The organism is Lacrimispora sanguinis (assembly GCF_044987295.1).
Classification (GTDB): Bacteria; Bacillota; Clostridia; order Lachnospirales; family Lachnospiraceae; genus Lacrimispora; species Lacrimispora celerecrescens_B.
Map to the genome: position 1 here is coordinate 5,210,374 of NZ_CP173277.1, position 18,830 is coordinate 5,229,203.

General features: G+C 40.9%; 18 protein-coding genes. 16 read left to right on the top strand and 2 right to left on the bottom strand.

Going from position 1 to position 18,830, the window contains the following annotated elements; translation table 11 throughout:
- Positions 1-51 precede the first annotated feature (51 nt).
- From ACHZES_RS24335 to ACHZES_RS24395, 13 genes are all read left to right on the top strand, one after another.
- Positions 52-735, top strand: coding sequence for a DUF4314 domain-containing protein (locus ACHZES_RS24335; RefSeq protein ID WP_395547514.1), 684 nt, complete (start codon positions 52-54; stop codon positions 733-735).
- A gap of 1 nt (position 736) precedes the next feature.
- Positions 737-1,291: a hypothetical protein gene (locus ACHZES_RS24340; protein ID WP_395547513.1), complete on the top strand. Its 555-nt coding sequence runs from the start codon at positions 737-739 to the stop codon at positions 1,289-1,291.
- A 37-nt stretch (positions 1,292-1,328) separates the two neighbouring features.
- Complete coding sequence (locus ACHZES_RS24345; protein ID WP_395547512.1) at positions 1,329-2,351, top strand: DUF3991 domain-containing protein; 1,023 nt, start codon at positions 1,329-1,331, stop codon at positions 2,349-2,351.
- A 12-nt stretch (positions 2,352-2,363) separates the two neighbouring features.
- Positions 2,364-2,486, top strand: a complete 123-nt coding sequence (locus ACHZES_RS24350) for a hypothetical protein (protein WP_404820292.1) — start codon at positions 2,364-2,366, stop codon at positions 2,484-2,486.
- A 642-nt stretch (positions 2,487-3,128) separates the two neighbouring features.
- The gene (locus ACHZES_RS24355) at positions 3,129-3,458 is read left to right on the top strand and encodes a helix-turn-helix domain-containing protein (protein WP_395547511.1); all 330 of its coding nucleotides are present in this window, start codon (positions 3,129-3,131) and stop codon (positions 3,456-3,458) included.
- A 339-nt stretch (positions 3,459-3,797) separates the two neighbouring features.
- Complete coding sequence (locus ACHZES_RS24360) at positions 3,798-6,383, top strand: LuxR C-terminal-related transcriptional regulator (protein WP_395547510.1); 2,586 nt, start codon at positions 3,798-3,800, stop codon at positions 6,381-6,383.
- Between the two features lie 337 nt (positions 6,384-6,720).
- Entirely contained in the window at positions 6,721-7,056 is a 336-nt protein-coding gene (locus ACHZES_RS24365; RefSeq protein WP_395547509.1) for a hypothetical protein, read from the top strand.
- A 434-nt stretch (positions 7,057-7,490) separates the two neighbouring features.
- Entirely contained in the window at positions 7,491-9,575 is a 2,085-nt protein-coding gene (locus tag ACHZES_RS24370) for a methyl-accepting chemotaxis protein (RefSeq protein ID WP_395547508.1), read from the top strand.
- A gap of 47 nt (positions 9,576-9,622) precedes the next feature.
- Positions 9,623-10,300 (top strand): hypothetical protein, encoded by a 678-nt coding sequence (locus ACHZES_RS24375; RefSeq protein WP_395547507.1) that lies wholly within the window; start codon positions 9,623-9,625, stop codon positions 10,298-10,300.
- A 36-nt stretch (positions 10,301-10,336) separates the two neighbouring features.
- The gene (locus ACHZES_RS24380) at positions 10,337-11,221 is read left to right on the top strand and encodes a methyl-accepting chemotaxis protein (RefSeq protein WP_395547506.1); all 885 of its coding nucleotides are present in this window, start codon (positions 10,337-10,339) and stop codon (positions 11,219-11,221) included.
- Between the two features lie 27 nt (positions 11,222-11,248).
- A complete protein-coding gene (locus ACHZES_RS24385) occupies positions 11,249-11,755 on the top strand; it encodes a methyl-accepting chemotaxis protein (RefSeq protein WP_395547505.1) in 507 nt (168 codons plus the stop codon).
- Between the two features lie 16 nt (positions 11,756-11,771).
- A complete protein-coding gene (locus ACHZES_RS24390; RefSeq protein WP_395547504.1) occupies positions 11,772-12,272 on the top strand; it encodes a chemotaxis protein CheW in 501 nt (166 codons plus the stop codon).
- Positions 12,273-12,540: 268 nt separating this feature from the next.
- Entirely contained in the window at positions 12,541-15,069 is a 2,529-nt protein-coding gene (locus tag ACHZES_RS24395) for an HD domain-containing phosphohydrolase (RefSeq protein WP_395547503.1), read from the top strand.
- Positions 15,070-15,361: 292 nt separating this feature from the next.
- Here ACHZES_RS24395 and ACHZES_RS24400 read toward each other — a convergent pair whose 3' ends face one another.
- Together ACHZES_RS24400 and ACHZES_RS24405 are read right to left on the bottom strand one after the other, a co-directional pair.
- Positions 15,362-16,231: a helix-turn-helix domain-containing protein gene (locus ACHZES_RS24400; protein WP_395547502.1), complete on the bottom strand. Its 870-nt coding sequence runs from the start codon at positions 16,229-16,231 to the stop codon at positions 15,362-15,364.
- A 204-nt stretch (positions 16,232-16,435) separates the two neighbouring features.
- Positions 16,436-16,915, bottom strand: coding sequence for an SAM-dependent methyltransferase (locus ACHZES_RS24405; protein WP_395547501.1), 480 nt, complete (start codon positions 16,913-16,915; stop codon positions 16,436-16,438).
- 381 nt (positions 16,916-17,296) lie between these two features.
- On the opposite strand from ACHZES_RS24405, the gene ACHZES_RS24410 reads away from it, so the two are divergent.
- The 3 genes from ACHZES_RS24410 to ACHZES_RS24420 are packed head-to-tail and all read left to right on the top strand — an operon-like array spanning position 17,297 to position 18,818.
- Positions 17,297-17,770 carry a hypothetical protein gene (locus tag ACHZES_RS24410; RefSeq protein ID WP_395547500.1) on the top strand — a complete coding sequence of 158 codons (474 nt, stop codon included), beginning with the start codon at positions 17,297-17,299 and terminating at the stop codon, positions 17,768-17,770.
- Between the two features lie 19 nt (positions 17,771-17,789).
- Complete coding sequence (locus tag ACHZES_RS24415) at positions 17,790-18,284, top strand: hypothetical protein (protein ID WP_395547499.1); 495 nt, start codon at positions 17,790-17,792, stop codon at positions 18,282-18,284.
- 12 nt (positions 18,285-18,296) lie between these two features.
- Positions 18,297-18,818: a hypothetical protein gene (locus ACHZES_RS24420; protein ID WP_395547498.1), complete on the top strand. Its 522-nt coding sequence runs from the start codon at positions 18,297-18,299 to the stop codon at positions 18,816-18,818.
- Positions 18,819-18,830 lie beyond the last annotated feature (12 nt).

Here is an 18,830-nt window from a genome sequence, read left to right on the forward strand (position 1 = left end):
TCGCCAGTTATGGTGATGCCCCAATATTTTTTCTTGGAACAGGAGGTCACAATGCAGGGATTTTTGAAACCTTATCAGGTGGAGCAGATTAAAAAGAAATATCCGCCCGGCACACGCATCCAGCTTGACCACATGGAGGGAGAGCGTGATATGCCTGATGGCTTGCAGGGAGTGGTGAAGCACATTGATGACCAAGGCCAGCTACACATGGAATGGCAGAATGGGCGTTCACTTGCGCTTATACCAAATGAGGATCAGTTTCATATTATACAGCCTGAACAGCAGATGGAGGACAATAAAATCCGTGTGCTGGTGGTAGAACCGGGAAAGGCCCCTTATGCCCAGCAGATAGAGAACGATTATCGGACTATGCAGAAGCTGGTGGACGGCTGTATTGAATTTGTTCCCTTGCCGGAGCTGGGTTGCTGCCTTTACTGTAATGAGGAAGGCAAACTGATTGGTATGCCCGGAAACCGCCGCCTTGGCAACAAAGATATTATCTGCGGTACATTTTTCATCTGCGCTGGTGATGGGCATGGAAATGACATTTCTCTGAATGATGAGCAGCTCCAATACTACACTAAACGTTTTCTGGAGCCGGAACACTATACCAATGCGGAAGCTCATCATGCAGAGTGTGAAATCAAGATTATGCCCTCCGCAAGCAACAGCATAGAGGATGTAATGCGTATGCTTGGGTTTTTGCAGGACGGCAATGACGGAATGGAGAGATAACATGGAAGAAAATCAAAGTAAGCTGGACAGCTATATTGGCTATATCAATGCGCATATCCTGCCCTTTATCGACTACAACGAGCTTGACCGTTCCTACCGAACGAAGGAAAAGGCGTATGCAAAAGGGATTTTGAACCGCCTGCATACGGCCATGCTGGAGCAGTATGGAGATACCCGGCTTGTTTGCGGTCATGGCGATATACAGGAGGACTATGCCGTCGTTCCCGGCGTGGTACAGGGAAAGAAAACCGGAGAAATCGCCCTTGTGCTGTTGGGCATAGACCTTTCATCCTCCGGGGAGCACTGCCAGACAGAATTTCTCTGTAAATATGGCGTGGTTTCACAGGGGCATAATGATTTACCGAAGGCCCTTGCCGGTGAAATCACCGCAAGGTATTTACCCTATGACTACTGCTACACAGCGGATATTTCCGGTGACATTCATATTTCCAAGAGTAGGCTGCCGGAGGGTATCAAAGAGATTCTGCAAACCTTTCAGGAGCATACGGCGGAGATTTTGTCTGAAGAAAACAAGGATATGGATATGGAACGCTGACCGTCCTGCTTTTAGGGCGGTTTTATGATGGAGGTGAGTGAGATTGAGAACACAGTCAAGGCCCATGCCATTTACCGAAGAACAGATGAAACAGGTCTTTAACACGAATATGATTGATTTTGCCTTACAACACGGCTTTGAGATTGAAAAAGGCGACCGCCATTCTGTTCATGTGAAGAACAGCGGCGGTCTTTACCTTTTCAACCATGGACGGGGATATTATTGTTTTACGACCGAGCGAAAAGGAAATATCATCGACTTTGTGAAGGACTATTTTGGGCAGGATTTCAAGGGCGCGGTGGAAATGATTTTAGGTTGCCGCGCCTATGAAATGACCGAACACTATATCCCGCCCAGCGAAAAAAATCCCAAAGGCGATTTGATACTGCCGCCCAAGGACAAGGATTTCAACCGCACCATTGCCTATCTGACTAAAACCCGTGGCATTGACAAGGAAATCGTCTATGCCATGATAAATGCGGGAAAGGTTTATGGCGCCAGGACGGAAGCCAAAAAGGACGGCCGTACCTACGCTTTTCATAACTGTGCATTTGTCGGCTACGACGAAACCGGAAAAGCACGCTATTGTGCTTTACGGGCGCCCAGCGTAGATAGCAGCTTTCGGCAGGATGTGGAGAACTCGGATAAGACCTACGGCTTTTGCATGGAGGGGCACTCCAACCGAATATATGAGTTTGAAGCACCCATTGACGCCATGAGCCATGCCACCCTGTGTAAGCTGCACGGCATTGACTGGCGAGAGGATCACCGGGTGGCCGAGGGCTGCCTGGCGGATAAGGCCCTGTACCGCTATTTAGAGCGGCACCCGGAGATTGAGGAAATCGTGTTCTGCTATGATAATGATACCGATGGCAAGAACGCCAAGGGACAGCCCCATAACCACGGGCAACTTCAGGCGGAGATGTCCGCTGAAGTCTTTGCGGATTTGGGCTACAAGACCTTTATCCAGACACCGCAGACTAAGGACTTTAATCAGGATTTATTGACCTTTCGGAAAATGACGGCACAGGAGCAGCCGCAGACAGTGATGGAGCGGTAACAGCACCATCCTATGTCTGGCAGATACTCGGGGTATGACAAGCAAAGGCAAAGAGCTGTTATTTTACAGGGCGTTGCCATAATAAGCGCAGAGACCAGAAGTAATTTAAGCAGCAAAGAAAAAGAAGAAGTTTAGAGAATAGAAACTCTTTGTGAACAATTTTGAGATGCTAACATTAATGTGCCGGTAGCACCGATGTGGAGCCTTTCCTTTCCTGCACCAGTAAAGGAATATATTGATTGCATCGTCCCAGTCTGGTAAAACTAAAGGATATGAAAACAATAAATCTCATAGACTTTTGGGTAATAAGCATAGAGCTTTAATCTGTGTGCAGTCCTCTGGAGGGAATATTCCTTGGATTCTGCGTCCCCTTTTAAATAAGAGATTGAATTATTGAATTATTCAAACAGTAACCGGCAAATCATTGTAGCAAAGTACTACCAATGCTTGATATCAACAATTCTGAGTAGAATTGCACATTAAGAAAATATTGGATGCAGTATTATAAACGAGAAACCCAGTCATAAGAAGTTAGTGAAGGCACTCGTGAGTGGGTTTCTCTTATCTAAAAATATGTCAAAGATGTGTAAAAAGCGAATGACTTTAGAATTAGTTTTATTGTTCACATCACCCTATAAACCTTATGGCAGAAAGACTAAACGTAACTTTATATTTTTTTGTGTAGCATGGCAAGCGCTATTTATAGAAATATTGATTTTGTAAACTAATGCTATACAAATTAAAGTTTCAAGGTACAAAAGTGAGGCGAGAGATTAAATGCAGCAATCATTTGGGAAAAGAATTAATCAATTACGTAAGAGTAGGGGCTTAACCTCCGAGCAATTATCAGAGTTATGTGGAGTTAATGCAGTGCATATTCGTAAAATCGAGAGCGGTGGTAGCCTGCCCAGTTTTTCTCTTTTTCTGAAGATATGCAACGTGTTAGGAACGTCGGCCGATTACCTGCTGGGAGATCTCCTGCAAAATCCCATTATTCCTGATAACGTGGAGCAACTTGGCAAGCAATTTAAGCATTTGGAACCAGCTCAGATAGACATGATAAATGAAATGGTTGAGGTAATGATTCGACACATTACAAAACAATAGTAAAATCAACCCAACATGGCGAATTTGTCTTGATTTCATCTAATAAAGTAGCTTATAATAATACAAACAAAAACAAAAAACTACAGGTAATAAAATATCAGCTTTGATAAGATTTTAGACGCAATGTAATACACAAAAGGTAAAAAATGTTGTGAAATGAAATTTTCTTAAAGATGGATTTTAGGTACAGAAAAAATAGGATAACGGGGAGTTCAAAGCAGAATTGCGTGATTAACCAAGCAAGGGGTAGAATAGAGACATTAAAAGGCTAATATCTCTTTATAAATAAATACTGCAGCAGATTGGAATTTTCCCCACTGGTGGAATGGAGGCGACAAAATGCATGAGGGATTGGGTCAGCAACAAAAATACTATTTTCCGGATATCCTTAAAAGACAACTAGAAAAAATATCATATTATCCATTAACCATTATTGAAGCACCTTATGGTTTTGGCAAAACAACGGCTATTAGGGAATACTTGAAGGAAAATATATCTGATTCTTCGCGCCAATTATGGTACACCTGTTTAGGGGAATCCGCATCTGCTACATGGTTACGTATTTGTGAATTGATTTCAAATGTAAATAGAACAGTTGCGGATGATTTAAAAAATCTCAAGATGCCCACGAGGGACACTTTGTTTTATATGATGTCATATCTTAAGAATATCAACTGTGTAACAGAAACGTATATTGTAGTTGATAACTATCAGCTTATTAACTGCGATATTCCTCATGAATTAATAAATGTATTTTCTCGCCATGGCAATCCGAATCTTCATATGATATTTATTACTCAGCAGATTAACGCGAGACAGAAATTTTTAATACGCAGTGATACTATACATTTAATTGATACCTCGTCGTTCTTTTTTGACAGAACCGGGATTTCCAGCTTGTTTCATATGAGAGGTATCCGTCTTTCAATCGATCAAGTGGAAGATATATTTATGAGTACTGAAGGATGGATAGCGGCTATTCGCTTGCAAATGATCAGCTATATGCAAACGGGTTCATTTACAGTTGCAGCAGATATTGAACAACTGGTAGAACACGCCATATGGAATCATCTTGATCCGGAAGAAAAAAATTTTTTGCTATCAATTTCAGTATTGGATAGCTTCACGGAACATCAGGCGGCACTTATGAGTGGTGAGGAAGTGCTAACAGAGAATGCTCAAAATCTCCTTAAAAATAACGACTTTATAAGATATCTGCCGGATAAATGCTATAGTATTCACAGTATTTTACATGATTATTTGAGGAATCTGTTTTATAACCAAACATCTACAGCGTATCAGAATGTGATTTACAGGAGGGCTGGTGATGCATGTACTGATAGATCACAGTACCACCGGGCAGCGGAGTTTTATTATAAGGTTGGTTGTTTTGGCGAAATTCTGTCTTTGCCCTTCACTCTTGATTATTTTGCACAACAAAAAGAAAAAAACCAATTAGGATTTTATATAAATCTAATTAATGAATGCCCGGATGCAATATTATGTAAGTATCCTTTTACTTTGATTGTGTTTGGATATATGACTCTAATGAAGGGCTATCATAATGAATATCAAAAGCTGTACGACCTTATTTATTCTGTAATCCAAAGTAAAGTTGGTTATAGCAAAGCTCAATTGCAACGAATAAACGGTGAATTTATGCTTTTGAAAAGCATGGGAGAATTTAATGATATTAACAAAATGCAAAAGACTCAAAAAAAATGTTGGGAGCTTTTGGGTAGGCCATCCGATATAGTCAAAACAAGTATGCCTATTTTTTTTGGTGGGGTGTCTGTACTAAATATGCTCTGGCGTGAATCTGGTAAACTAGATGATATGTTAAAATATATGGAGGAGGAAAGTTCATTATATCTTAAATCTACGCAGGGGCATGGTGCAGGGGCTTACTATGTGATATTAGCGGAAGTAAGTCTCATGCGCGGTAATTATAACGAAGCCGAAGTGCTATGCCATAGTGCTCTCTATGAAGCTCGAAGTTACAAACAAATTGAAACGTGCCTTCGCACAGATCTGATTCTTACCCGTATTGCAATTTTGCGAGGCGATGTTGAGGGTTATTTCAGCGCAGTAAAGAGAATTCAAGACTACCCAAAAGAAAATTCCAGTCTTTATGTACTGCGTATGGTCGAGTATTGCATGTCAATTATAAGCCTAATGATTGATTCTAAGGATTTTGTTTCTCATTGGTTTTACGATATGGAGGATATCAGAAAGACAGTATATGCTCCGGTAGTACCACATGCTCAATTAATACACTTATTGCTCCTTATGTTAGAGAAACGATATAATGAATTTTATGGTATTTGTCAGTATGAAATTGATCGTGCGAAGAATTCTACAGAAAATGCAAAATATGTAATGCCCCAAGTTTATCGGCTAATCTTTCTTGCTGTAGCAAAACGCAGGAATGGAAAACAGATGGAGGCACAGGCTCACTTAAAAGAAGCCCTTAGTTTAGCTCTGCCCGACCGCATCTACCTTCCATTTGCTCAGCAGGAATGTATGGAGGATTTCCTATCTGAACTAAATATGGACTTTTATGAAGGCGATCAGGCACAAGTAGCCACTTCTCTTGAGGATAAGATAACAGATTATACAGAATTCCCCCCTGGTGAGGTTCGCAGTATTCCGTTCAGAGAGACTAATAGCTACGCGAACCTGATGGCACTCTGTAAACGTCAGAAAAAAGGTGTAAGCGTTATAAAAAAAGCGATTTACCTAGATAGGTCTCCCCTGACTCCAAGAGAAAGGGAAATTGCACTGCTTGCTAAAGAACGGTTAACTGCTAAAGAAATTGCAGGTAAGCTTTACATATCTGATATGACAGTCAAAGCCACTCTTAGAAATGTGTATAGTAAACTGGATATCCATTCAAGAGCTGAGTTGTTTTTAAAAGAATTTTGACGAAAAATAGAATTTACCACCGAAATAGGTATGAAGAAAAAAGTAATCTACTGTATTATTATAGTAGATTACTTTTGTTTTTTTTTACAATAAGGAGGGCAAATACAGCTGATTTATTAAACTTACGAGAAAATGAGGGCACTTTGAAAGGGAAAAACCTTGGTTTTAACATTAATACTGAACTGTATGGAATGGAAATCACATATATAACCGAAATTATTGGGATACAGCCCATTACTGAGATTCCAGACTAGTAGGTCATAACTGAAGACTGCGATAACTATCTATCTTTTACAAGGATTTAGGATTGGAAATCATTTACGAAAGGAGATAGACATTGAAAATCTTAATTGCTGAAAATGATAAGCATGTTAGAGAAAATATTGAACTTAATGATGATCTTCCTTTAGAAAACAGTAGGAGTTACTTCATAAATGCGTATGCTTTACCTGAATACAGATTAAAAGTAATGATGGGAACAGGTGCAACTATTGATTTTAATTTCAAGTACAGATTAGATACTATGCGCTTTGGAGCTTTAAGGGATGAGGAAATGTTCCAAAGTGTGCGAACAGATGGGAACTGTTTGATTTTCGAGAAGAACGGTAAAATTCCCATAAAAATTACAGCATCCGAGTTCATGGATCTTGTTTTAGTTGATCGTAGAAGATAATATTGACAGGATTTTAAAAATTAGAAAGGAAATGTTAAATTGAATAATCAAAAGTTGCGGGAAGTATTACGCAAGATGCCTGCGAAGATTTTGCACAGAAAAAAGCACAGTATGTCCAATAATCAATATATGATTAACCTATATTGGTTGGTTCACCAGCCTATAATCGTATTCTGATGGACGAAAGTATAATGTTTGAAGGAAAACTTTTTTGAAGCGGCTTCCAAAAGAACAGGGGCATCACGTTTGCGGTTGCAGATAAAACGGTGATGCCACTGCTTTAAATAAAAACGTGAAGCTATCAACATCAAAGTGTGATAGTAACATTAAAATCTTAGCAATATACGCTGTAAACTGTATGCATTATCATTTTAAATATTTATTGTCTAATTGGTAATAAAATTAGCAACTATAACAAAAAATTAGGAGGACATATGAAATCTTTAAGGACTAAGCTGGTACTTGCATTCACCATAATAATTATTGCTCTAATTGCAGGTATGAGTTTACTAACAATTAACATGGTGAAGGATACCTTAATAAAGGATGCATTTGAAAACATAGAGGTTGTGGCCCAGGAAGAGGCTAAATATACTAGTGAAATGGTGCAAGCAGAGTTGAAGTATATTGAAACTCTCGCACAAAACCCTGTATTAAAAGATAGTGAATATACACTCGAGAAAAAAACGGCTTATTTTACTGAGGAAGCTAAGAGGTCGGGATATTTGGCTTTCTATTTTGCAGATTTAAATGGTAAATCTACCGAACTGTTAGAGGGAAATAACAGTCTCGAAATTAGCGATCGCCCATACTACACGACAGCATTGGCTGGTAATTCTACAGTTTCTGACGTTATAATTAGCAAGCTCACAGGTGAAGTAATTCTTATATACGCCTCTCCTGTTTATGTAGACGGCCAAATAAAGGGCGTGTTTTACGGCACTAAGGACGGTAGTTCATTATCCGAAATATGTAACGAATTTGAATATAAGAAAACAGGCTTTGGATACCTAATTAACAACTCGGGTACAGCCGTTGGTGACCGTGATAAAGAACTTGTTTTAAATCAGGTAAACTATGTGGAGTTAGGAAAAACAGACCCGGATTTTTCTGCACTTGCCACACTTATAGAGGATATTGCCATGAAAAGGCAAGTTGGGAGTGGATCATATGCCTATAAAGGTGTTGACCAAATGGTTGCTTTTGCTCCAATAGACGGCACGGAATGGATTGTTGCAGTAGGTGTTTTTACATCGGAAATTATAGCAGAGACCTCTGCTATTATAACCACAATTATTCTTGCTTCAATAATTGTTATATTAATAGGGATGATGATTATTTTCATCATAAGCGGAACTATTTCGAAACCTGTAAAGAAAATTACCATAGCTGCACAGAGCATTGCAAGAGGTAATTTTGATGTTAACCTAAAAGTAAATTCAAAAGATGAGGTTGGAAAATTAGCTGATGCGTTCAATATGACCATTAACCAACTCGTTAACTATCAAGATTATATTGATGAGATTTCTAATTCCCTTGAAGAAATGTCAAATGGAAATCTTGCGATATCACTGCATATGAATTACGAGGGACAGTTTGAAAAACTTAAAACCAACATGATTGCTTTTATTGAGAACCTAAATAGTACCCTATATACAATTAATCAGGCAGCCGATCAGGTTGCAAGTGGCTCTGGTCAAGTGTCGGATGGAGCACAAACCTTATCACAGGGTGCAACCGAACAGGCAAGCTCAGTTGAGGAGCTGTCAGCATCCATTGCGGAAATCACATTGCAAATCAGGCAAAATGCAGAAAATGCCAAGTTGGCAAGCAATAAGGCAGAATTTGCAGGCAAAGAACTTCATAACAGCAATGAACAAATGAAGGATATGCTTGTAGCAATGGAGCAAATCACCTTAAAATCATCGGAAATTTCTAAAATTATTAAAATCATTGACGATATTGCATTCCAAACAAATATTCTTGCCTTAAATGCTGCGGTTGAAGCCGCAAGAGCAGGAGCTTCCGGCAAGGGCTTTGCTGTTGTTGCCGATGAGGTCCGGAATCTTGCAGGCAAATCGGCAGATGCAGCAAAGAGTACATCGGTCCTGATCGAAGAAACTATTGACGCAGTTAAAAACGGTTCGGGCATTGCAGGTAGAACCGCAGCTTCCTTAGTAGAAAATGCTACAGTAACAGGCGAAGCGGTCGAGCTGATTGAAAAAATTGCCAAAGCTTCTGTTGAGCAGGCGACATCAATTGCACATGTGAGCCAGGGCATCGAGCAAATTTCCTCAGTTGTTCAAACAAATGCCGCCACCGCCGAGGAAAGTGCTGCAGCAAGTGAGGAGCTTTCCAGCCAGTCAGATTTGTTAAAAGATCTGATTTCAAAATTTAAACTAAAAGAAGTTGAAGAGTCAATGAGTTTAACACATAACTTACTTCATACTGAAGAACACAATTTTGCGGACTCACAGCAAATAACCGCTGACTTTTCGAAAACCATTAGTAAATATTAACTGTTTGCTTAGATGTTTTTTTATTACATATAAAGGGGTGTGAGAAAATGAAGACTATTTTAAATTTTAAAAATAGAAAAGTGAGGACTAAAATACTACTGTCATTTGCAGCCACCATCGGCATAATGTGCTTTGGTTTTATTTTTATTATTTTAGCTAGCTTTAAAATCTTGGAAAGTGTAAATATCATCAACGAAGATATTACTTTTCAGAATGAGTTAAGTGTTATGTTGGAGAATTATCAAATGGCGGATATTGATGCAAATGTTTTGTATCAGATATTGGACAAGGAGACGAACGAGGAATTTTCCAAGCATGCTTCTTCTACAGAACAGGAGTTCCAAGTTGTCTTTGCTCATATCGATTCATATGCTGAATTTGAAAAATTCCGTCCGGAAATAGAGTCAGCTTACACACAATTTTCTGCTTGGAAAAAAGCTGTGGAGGAAATGATTGCGCGCAACAATGATTTGGATAAAGGGCGTGAGAACTTTGCTTCCATCGCAGATAAACTGTCAGAAAGCCTCACTGCATTTATGGACTATCAAATAGCAGGCAACGTGCCACAAGATCAATTATCACTGGCTAATCAGATTAACAACTTGGTAACTGATTTTCGAATATCTTCTCTCTTGTTCCAGCACACCTTCGATACCAGTAGTGCTGATCAATCCTTAAAAGGAATGGTCGAAGCTATAAGTTTATTGGAAGAATATCAAACATAGACAGGCTCAGGTCAGGCAACAGAGACTACACAGCATTTGGTTGAGGCCATAAAAGCAACTAAAGGTTATACAGATGATTTTTTAACTGCAAATACTGCTAGCGATGCAGCCATGACTACTGCCATACCTCTTGGAGAAGCTACCACAGAAGAAATAAACGTAGCACTAAATTATGTTTATGACAATGTTGAGGAAAGGGTATCCCATACTAAGGCAAATGTTATTTTTTCCTTAATTGTAGTTATTGCTACATTGCTACTTACCAGCATAGCCGCAATCTTCATTGCCTTTGTCCTCGCCAGGGCGATCACCCGTCCTCTCGCAAAGATGCAGGCCGTCATGGAACAGGCAGGTAAAACAGGTAATCTGGATTATAGCGAGAAAATAAAAAAAGATATACTGCAGGAAGCTCAAGCAAAAGATGAAATTGGACAATCCCTGCAGTCTTTTGCAGGCTTTGTAGACCACATGGTGTATGCCGGTGGGTGCTTGCGCAAGGTAGCAAACAATGATTTAACAATAGCGGTTAATCTACTTAGCTCTGAGGATACCATGGGCGTTGCTCTTAAAACTTTAGTCAATAACCTTAACGCTGCATTTCAGAATATTTCTACTGCTGCAGATCAAGTTAACACCGGTTCTCAACAGGTATCGGATACTAGTATTGCGCTTTCTCAAGGTGCTACTGAACAAGCAAGCTCTGTAGAAGAACTTTCTGCTTCCATGGAAGAAATCTCAGCACAAACCAAACAGAATGCAGATAATGCAAATGAGGCTAACAGTTTGGCCGAAACAGTCAAGGCCAATGCGGAACAAGGAAATGGGCAGATGCAGGAGATGCTTCGAGCTATGCAGGGAATTAATGAAGCCTCAAGCAACATTTCTAAGGTCATCAAGGTGATTGACGACATTGCTTTCTAGACCAACATATTGGCTTTGAACGCCGCTGTGGAAGCTGCACGAGCTGGAGAAGCCGGCAAGGGCTTTGCAGTTGTTGCAGATGAGGTGAGAGGTCTAGCAGCACGCTCGGCAAGCGCAGCAAAAGAGACCACCGAGATGATTGAAGGATCTATTCAAAAGGCTGAGAACGGAACCAAGATTGTGAACGAAACAGCCGATGCTCTTGCTAAAATTGTAGCAGGAATTGAGCAGGTCGCCCAATTGGTAAGTGGGATTAATGTGGCTTCCAATGAACAGTCATTGGGAATTGCTCAGGTAAATCAAGGAATTATGCAGGTATCTCAAGTAATCCAAACAAATGCGGCGACATCAGAGGAAAGTGCTGCTGCAAGTGAGGAAATGAGTAGTCAGGCACAATTGTTAAGAGATATGATTGGACAGTTTATACTCTCTGATACCATAGACGCGCAAGATAATAAGCAATACAATGCCGAAGAATCATCTTCAGCAATAAAGTACAACTCAACCCATTTTTCTTTATTAGGAAAATATTAAAGCAGGAGGATATGAGATGAGCGCACCCATGCAAGATGTTAATCAACTGATAGATACTACCTCGTTACAGGATATAGAAAATAAGTTTCTGACATTCTTTTGTGACCAGCAACTTTTTGGTGTTCCTATTTCCCATATAGTGCAAATTGTTGGGATGCAAGAGATTACCTCACTTCCCGAATCGCTTGATTATTTAAAAGGGATAATAAATTTGCGTGGCAGCATTATACCCGTGATTGATACAAGACTTCGATTAAAAAAGCCAGAGATTAGATATGATGAACGTACCTGTATTATAATTACTACCATCAAAGATATAACCACTGGATTTATCGTTGATGGAGTGGATGAAGTAATCAATGTTGACCCGGAATTAATCGTACCTACTCCAAAATCTACGATTAATACTGAGAACAAGTACATAACAGGCATTGCAACCATTCAGAACAAGGTCATTCTCATTATGGATATCCAAAAGTTATTTACATCGTCTGAAATAGAGTTAATTAGACAATAAGGTTTAAAGTCAAAATTAAAGGGATCAAATATCATGCCCTTTCGGCTAAGGGGGTAACCAAACCAGAACTGTTTGATTACTCCCTTTAATGTACTATATAAATTTTTCTCAGTTGCCGTTGTATAAACTTCTATGTAAATATAACGGATTATAGCTTAAATGAATTAAGCTATAATTTAAATATATTAAAGTTTACGTTGTGTAACATGCAGCTCTATAAGGTGATTATATTTCTACTATTGGATAATCGATGAAGAGGAGGTTAAATATGAATTCAATTAAAAGTAGGTTGGTACTAATATTTACCTCAGTGATCCTTTCTTTGCTGTTAGGGTTAGGTGGATTGTTCATATTTAAAGTTATGGGGGATATTACACAAGATACACGCGAAGATTTGATGGACATGGCACAGCAGGAAGCACAGTATATCCATGCAAAGGTGAATGAACGAATAACTTATATTGGTTCACTTGCCCAGAACCCTATTCTGACGGACAAAAACATGACATTTGAGGAAAAAACAGATTTTTTTGAAACGGAGGCTCAAAGGACAGGATATCAAATCTTTGCATTTGCCGATAAGGGTGGCAATGCAACAATTTTCAACAAAAAGTGCGAAACTACCAATATTGCTTCCCGAGATTATTTTCAAACGGCTTTAAACGGTCAGCCCGCAGTTTCAGACTTAATTATCAGCTACACCACTGGGGAGTTGGTACTTATCTTTGCTACACCAGTTTATCGACAGGGTGAAGTGATAGGTGTCCTCTACGGCAGAATGGATGGTAGTGCCCTGAGTGAAATTATAAGCGAAGTAAGTTACAAGCAAACAGGCTACGCATACATGGTCAATAATCAAGGGGCTACAGTGGCACATAAGAACATCGACTTGGTTTTAAAACAGGATAATGATATTGAAAACATGAAAATAGATGAGTCTTTACGAGAACTTGGAGAGCTTACCAAGAGTATGATTACCCGTACAGTCGGCAGTGGTACATATACCTACAATGGAGTTAAAAAAATTGTGGGTTATGCACCTATTGAAGACACTCCATGGATTGTTGCTTATGGACTTGAGGAAGCAGAGGCATTAACAGACGTCCGAATCCTAGCCAACATTCTCTGGGTATTTGTTCTTATCGCAAGTGTAGTTGGAGCATTAATAACATACATCGTAAGTGCTCGTATTACCCAGCCATTGATAAAGATTTGCAGAGAATTGAGGAACTATATCGATAATATTTCTATTTCTTTGCCACAGAAATATTTAGATAGAAATGATGAAATTGGGGTTTTGGCTAAAGGGGTTACTCTTATGCTAGATAACATTTCATGGCATATTTTAAATCTTGAAGAAAAAAACAGAGAAGTGTTACGTGCCAAAGAAGTAATAAATTCGGAGCGTTTGTTATTCGGGACGACACTTCATTCGCTGGGTGACGGTGTCATATCTGTAGACCTAAATGGTAATGTACAAATTATGAATGAGGTTGCAGAAAACTTAACCGGCTGGAAGCACGAAGATGCATATGGGAAACCATTTGAAATTGTTTTTCATATTATTAATGAGTTTACACGAGAAAGGTGCCCAAGTCCTGTAAAGAAAACTTTTGAAAATGGTAAAATCAATAAGCTTGATGATAATACAGTACTAATTAGCAAAAAAGGAGATGAGCTTCCAATTGAAGATAGTGTAGCTCCAATTTCCGATAGCGATGGTAATATATCTGGCGCAGTGCTTGTGTTTCGAGATTGTACAGATAAAAAGCAATCACAAGCAGAGATTTTATATTTAAGCTATCATGATCAACTAACAGGGTTATACAATCGGCGCTTTTTTGAAGAGGAATTAAAAAGACTGGATGCAAATGCCTATTTACCATTGACGCTGGTTATGTTTGATGTAAACGGTCTGAAGCTAACAAATGATGCTTTTGGTCACCAGACGGGAGATAAGCTTTTGCGAGCTGTTGGCGAAACGATAAAGAATATCTGCAGAAAGAATGATATTGTTTCGCGTATAGGTGGTGATGAGTTTGTCTTAGTTTTGCCCCAAACAAGTTATACCGAGACAGAGATTATAATGAGACGCATTTATCGCGAGCTTGAGCAAATCAAACTAGATAAAGTTGTTATTTCTGTTTCTGCCGGTTGGGAAACGAAAAACTCCGATGAACAAGATATTATGGAGGTTTTTGCAAGAGCAGAAGAAAGTATGTATCGGAAAAAACTTATTGAAAGTCAAAGCATGAGAAATAAAACTATTCAAGTTATCTTAAAAACCTTAAATGAAACAAATAAAAGAGAACGAATTCATTCTGAAAATGTAAGTAAGATAAGTCGAAAAATCGGGGAAGCACTCAACCTTAATCAAGAACTTTTACGTGAAATTGAGACGGCAGGTCTTTTACATGACATAGGCAAAATTGCTATTGATAACAATCTACTAAACAAACCCGGTAAGCTGACAGATACAGAATATGAAATGATAAAAAGACACTCGGAAATTGGATACCACATATTAAAATCGGCGGATGCATACACAAGTATCTCAGATTATGTATTAGCCCATCATGAACGATGGGATGGGACAGGGTATCCCCGCGGACTAAAAGGTACGGAGATCCCTTTAGTAGCAAGAATTATCTCTATTGCAGATGTGTATGAGGCTATGACAGCTGAGAGAACGTATAGGCAAACAAAAAGCAAGGAAGAAGCAATCAACGAGCTAAGAAGGTGTGCTGGCACGCAATTTGATCCTGATATTGTACAAGTGTTTTGTAAAAATATTTAACTTAGTAAAGTGGATATATCGATCAATAAAGATGTACCATGTTGGATTATACTTATGGTAAGAGAACACGTCTTGAAGTTAAATCCCAAGACGTGTTCTTTTTGTGTTGAGTTTGCATGTTTTAGTTTTCCTCTACGACGCAGTGGATTTAACATTGGAATTTTTGCATTTTGTGTTTGAAAACAAAACTATAACTACCCCTTTGCAAGGTTACCCTGGAGTATATTGGGCTTATAGAAAAAAACCGCACACGGTACTCTTACAGTTACCGTGTGCGGATTGCGTTTGCTGACTATTTAATTGCCAGTAATTCGATGTAGCCTCTGGTTCCGATTGGTTCAAGCTGTATGCGTGGGTTTTCTTTGTCCCACGCATAGCCGATGACAGCAGGATCGTATTTCCCCGTTGCACACTGTACCTGCTCAATGGCTCCGCAATAATCTTCCTCGGCAAAGGGCTCACCTTGGAACATTATATACTTTGCGGCAGGGAGCTCAATCATATCAAACCCATCGGGAATCACTCCGTCATAATCCGAAGGCACTTCAACTCCCTGCACATATTCCGATGTTCCCGGTGCAATGTATGCCGCAGGCAGCCATAGACAGACCGGCTCGCCGCTGATGGACTTAATGCTGGTGAGCAACCCCCACACATCACAGCCAACCTCCTCGCAGTAGGCAAAATAGTCGGTAGCCTGAATCCCTCTTTTGATTAGCACCTTTCTTGCAGGTTTTTCGATGACCTGTACAAATACACTTTTTACGCTTTCCATCTGTTTCTCCTTTCGCACTGCTTGATACTTCACTCCGTAGGGCGTGAACAGATATAGAGGAATGGGGGCTGTGGCATATTGTCTCGGGTTACAGCCAAACTCACGAAAAAAGGCACGCTGGTAGCCATCCACGCTGCCAAAGCCAAGCTCCAGTGCAACGTCAAGGATTTTGTAGGATTCGTCCCGCAGCATGAGAGCAGATTTAGATAACCGCAACCGACGAATGTAGTCAGCCGGGGTCATATTTACCCACTGTGAAAATAGCCGGTAGGAATACCACGGTGAAAATAACGATGCTGTTGATAAATCCGCAAGCGTGATATTTTCACGCAAATGCTCTGCAATATAATTCTGCATCCGTTGTACTGCTTCTCTATGTTCCTCCATTGCTTCACCTCCCTCGTGAGTCCTATCGTACCATTCGTTAGAGGAAAAACTCTCGACCTTTTTTGCTAACAGGATATTTGATTTTCAGTTTACCATACAGTCAAACCTAAATCCACCGCCTTTATGCAAGCATTGTCTGGACTATTTTGGGAATGTAAGAAAGATGCACAGGGCAGCAATGAACCACCCTGTGCATCTCTTTTATCAGAAGTTAAACTCAGATTCCCAGTTAAAATCGCCACTGGTTTCCACATTGCTTGGCCAATGACTGCACCATCCCGGAACCTGTGGTGCTTCCACCCGATCAAGGCTCGGTGTGTAGGGCTTGATGTCCAGCACTGGGGTTTGATCATCCGCATCAATATATGCAAGCCCAATTACACCATGCTCCACATCAATATAAGTGACATAGACGCAAGATAAGGCGATGGGGTTCGGGCGCTGTGGCGAGCGTGTGGCAAATGTCCCCATAGTATCCGGCCCTTTTGTATATGGCTTTGCTTCAGATATGACACTTCGGTCGGCCTCGTTATCACAACCAGAGAACCACCAAAGAATGTTGATGTAAGAAAATCCATCTAAACTGATCAGCGCATTTTTATATGCAGGTGAAAGATCTATGCAAAACCCACTGTCGTCACAACGAATTACGCCGATTTGCTTTACTGTAAAATTGTTTTCCATAAAGAATCTCCTTAAAATTAGATTTTTTACGGTACCGTTAATTCCAGTATAGCAATGTGTTTTTATACTACAAGCCTTTTTTTAAAAAATTAAAACGACCATCTTTATGCAAGTATAGACTGGACGATACTTGGAACGCAGCATTAGACTTCTGTTTTCGCTCTTTTCAGGGAGCGAAGCGACCACGCCCCCACCGCTTGCCGGTGGGGGCTACTTAATGCCAAAATCTTAGATTTTGGAGTTAAGGCAGGAATAGGCGAATGTCCCATTCGCCGGAAAACCGCTTGCAGGCAAAGCCTGCAACGACATTAAGCATAGATTGCCGACAGTAAAAGGACTGTCGGCTGTTTTTATGCCATTTCTCAGAAATGGGGTGAGTTTTTGAAACAGGAACCGACAATCCAACTCTGCGTGAAAGTGCCTGCCCATACTGCCGAGCAGATCAAAAAGCTGGCAGCCGCAAACAATATCGGCATTGCCGAGCAGTTACGACAATTTATCGAAAAGGGCCTTTCTGTTGAGGGGTACAGCCAGAACATCGACTTCATAGCCAGCATCATCCGGCAGGAGCTGATGGCGGTCTATCATCTTGAGGACATCAAAACCGTGGTGGAGCAGCAAACCAACCGCATTGCCAAAATGCACATGAAATCCGGCAAGGTGGACGCCGCCGCTTTCTTCCTGCTGATAAAGGTCCTGATGAATGTGGCCCATGAGGGTACGGAGGATCAATTTGACCAAATGCTGAATGAGGCCGTCACGCTGGGCGTTGACTATATGCAAAAAAAGGATTTTCAAATCAACAGCTTTTTGCAGGACACAGACAATCTGCGCCGTCTTGCGGATAAGCTGTGATTAAGAAATGGAGGCATTTATGACACAGGCAAACCGATACAAAGAACTTGCCGCACTGACAAAACGGGCTGACAACCTCGACCCTGCTTATCATGCGGCTTTTTATCTGCTGTCCTATGACCCGGAGCTTTACGAAACCGCCCGCAGATTTGTGAGTGTGGATGGCATCGGCTTCTCCGGCATGAAACGGGCGGCCCGTGACTTTGACGAGCGCACACGCTTTGTCGTTGACATTGCCCACAACCTGTTTTCCTACAACAGCCCTTGCAAGGCTACTCCCTTTGAAATCTCACGGCTGGGCTATCCCTACTTGGAACTGGTGTGCAATTCCTTTTATATTGCCACAGGAGAGGTTCAGGTTGTTTTGGAGCCGGGGCAGGACGGGCAAGTGGGAATTAAGCTGGATGACAGCAATTATCAGCAAAGCAAGCGTATCCAGCAGCAATTTGAGCAGCTTCAAAAAGCCATGATTGCGGACATGGTGCAGGACGAGGCCACAGAGCCGGAAAGGTAAGGTGAATTTATTATGATTACAGGAGTTATCCGTTATCAGGGCGGCACGCTGGTGGTGGAGCTGCCCTGCGGAGCTTATGAGCTGGCGGAACATTTGGGCAGTATCGGCATCCGTTCCCCGGCTTCGGAGATTTTAGCCCATGGCACGGAACAGGTTGAGGTAAAGCTGGCAGCCGGTGAGCCAATCGGAGCAATCATTCTTGCCAACCTTCAGGACAGCGACACGCTCTCCGGGGTGAACCTTGCCTGTCAGGAGGTAAACCGTGTCTGCCCCTTTGGATATGAGGAATTTTTGGATATGCTCGATCCCGACTCGCAAGCCGGTTTCAACCGCTATGCGTTTTACAAGCCTTACGAAACCCTGCCGCCCAGCACCGCAGGGGGCATGAAATTCATTTTGGAGGAAAGCAGGCGCTACCATTCCACGATGGAGAATTACCGCACTGTATGCGAAGCTGAGGCCGCGGAGTACGACTGCAATATCAGGGAAGTAAACCGCATGATGGAGTCCGGTGAGGATGAATGGGAACGCTGACGGGAGGTGATG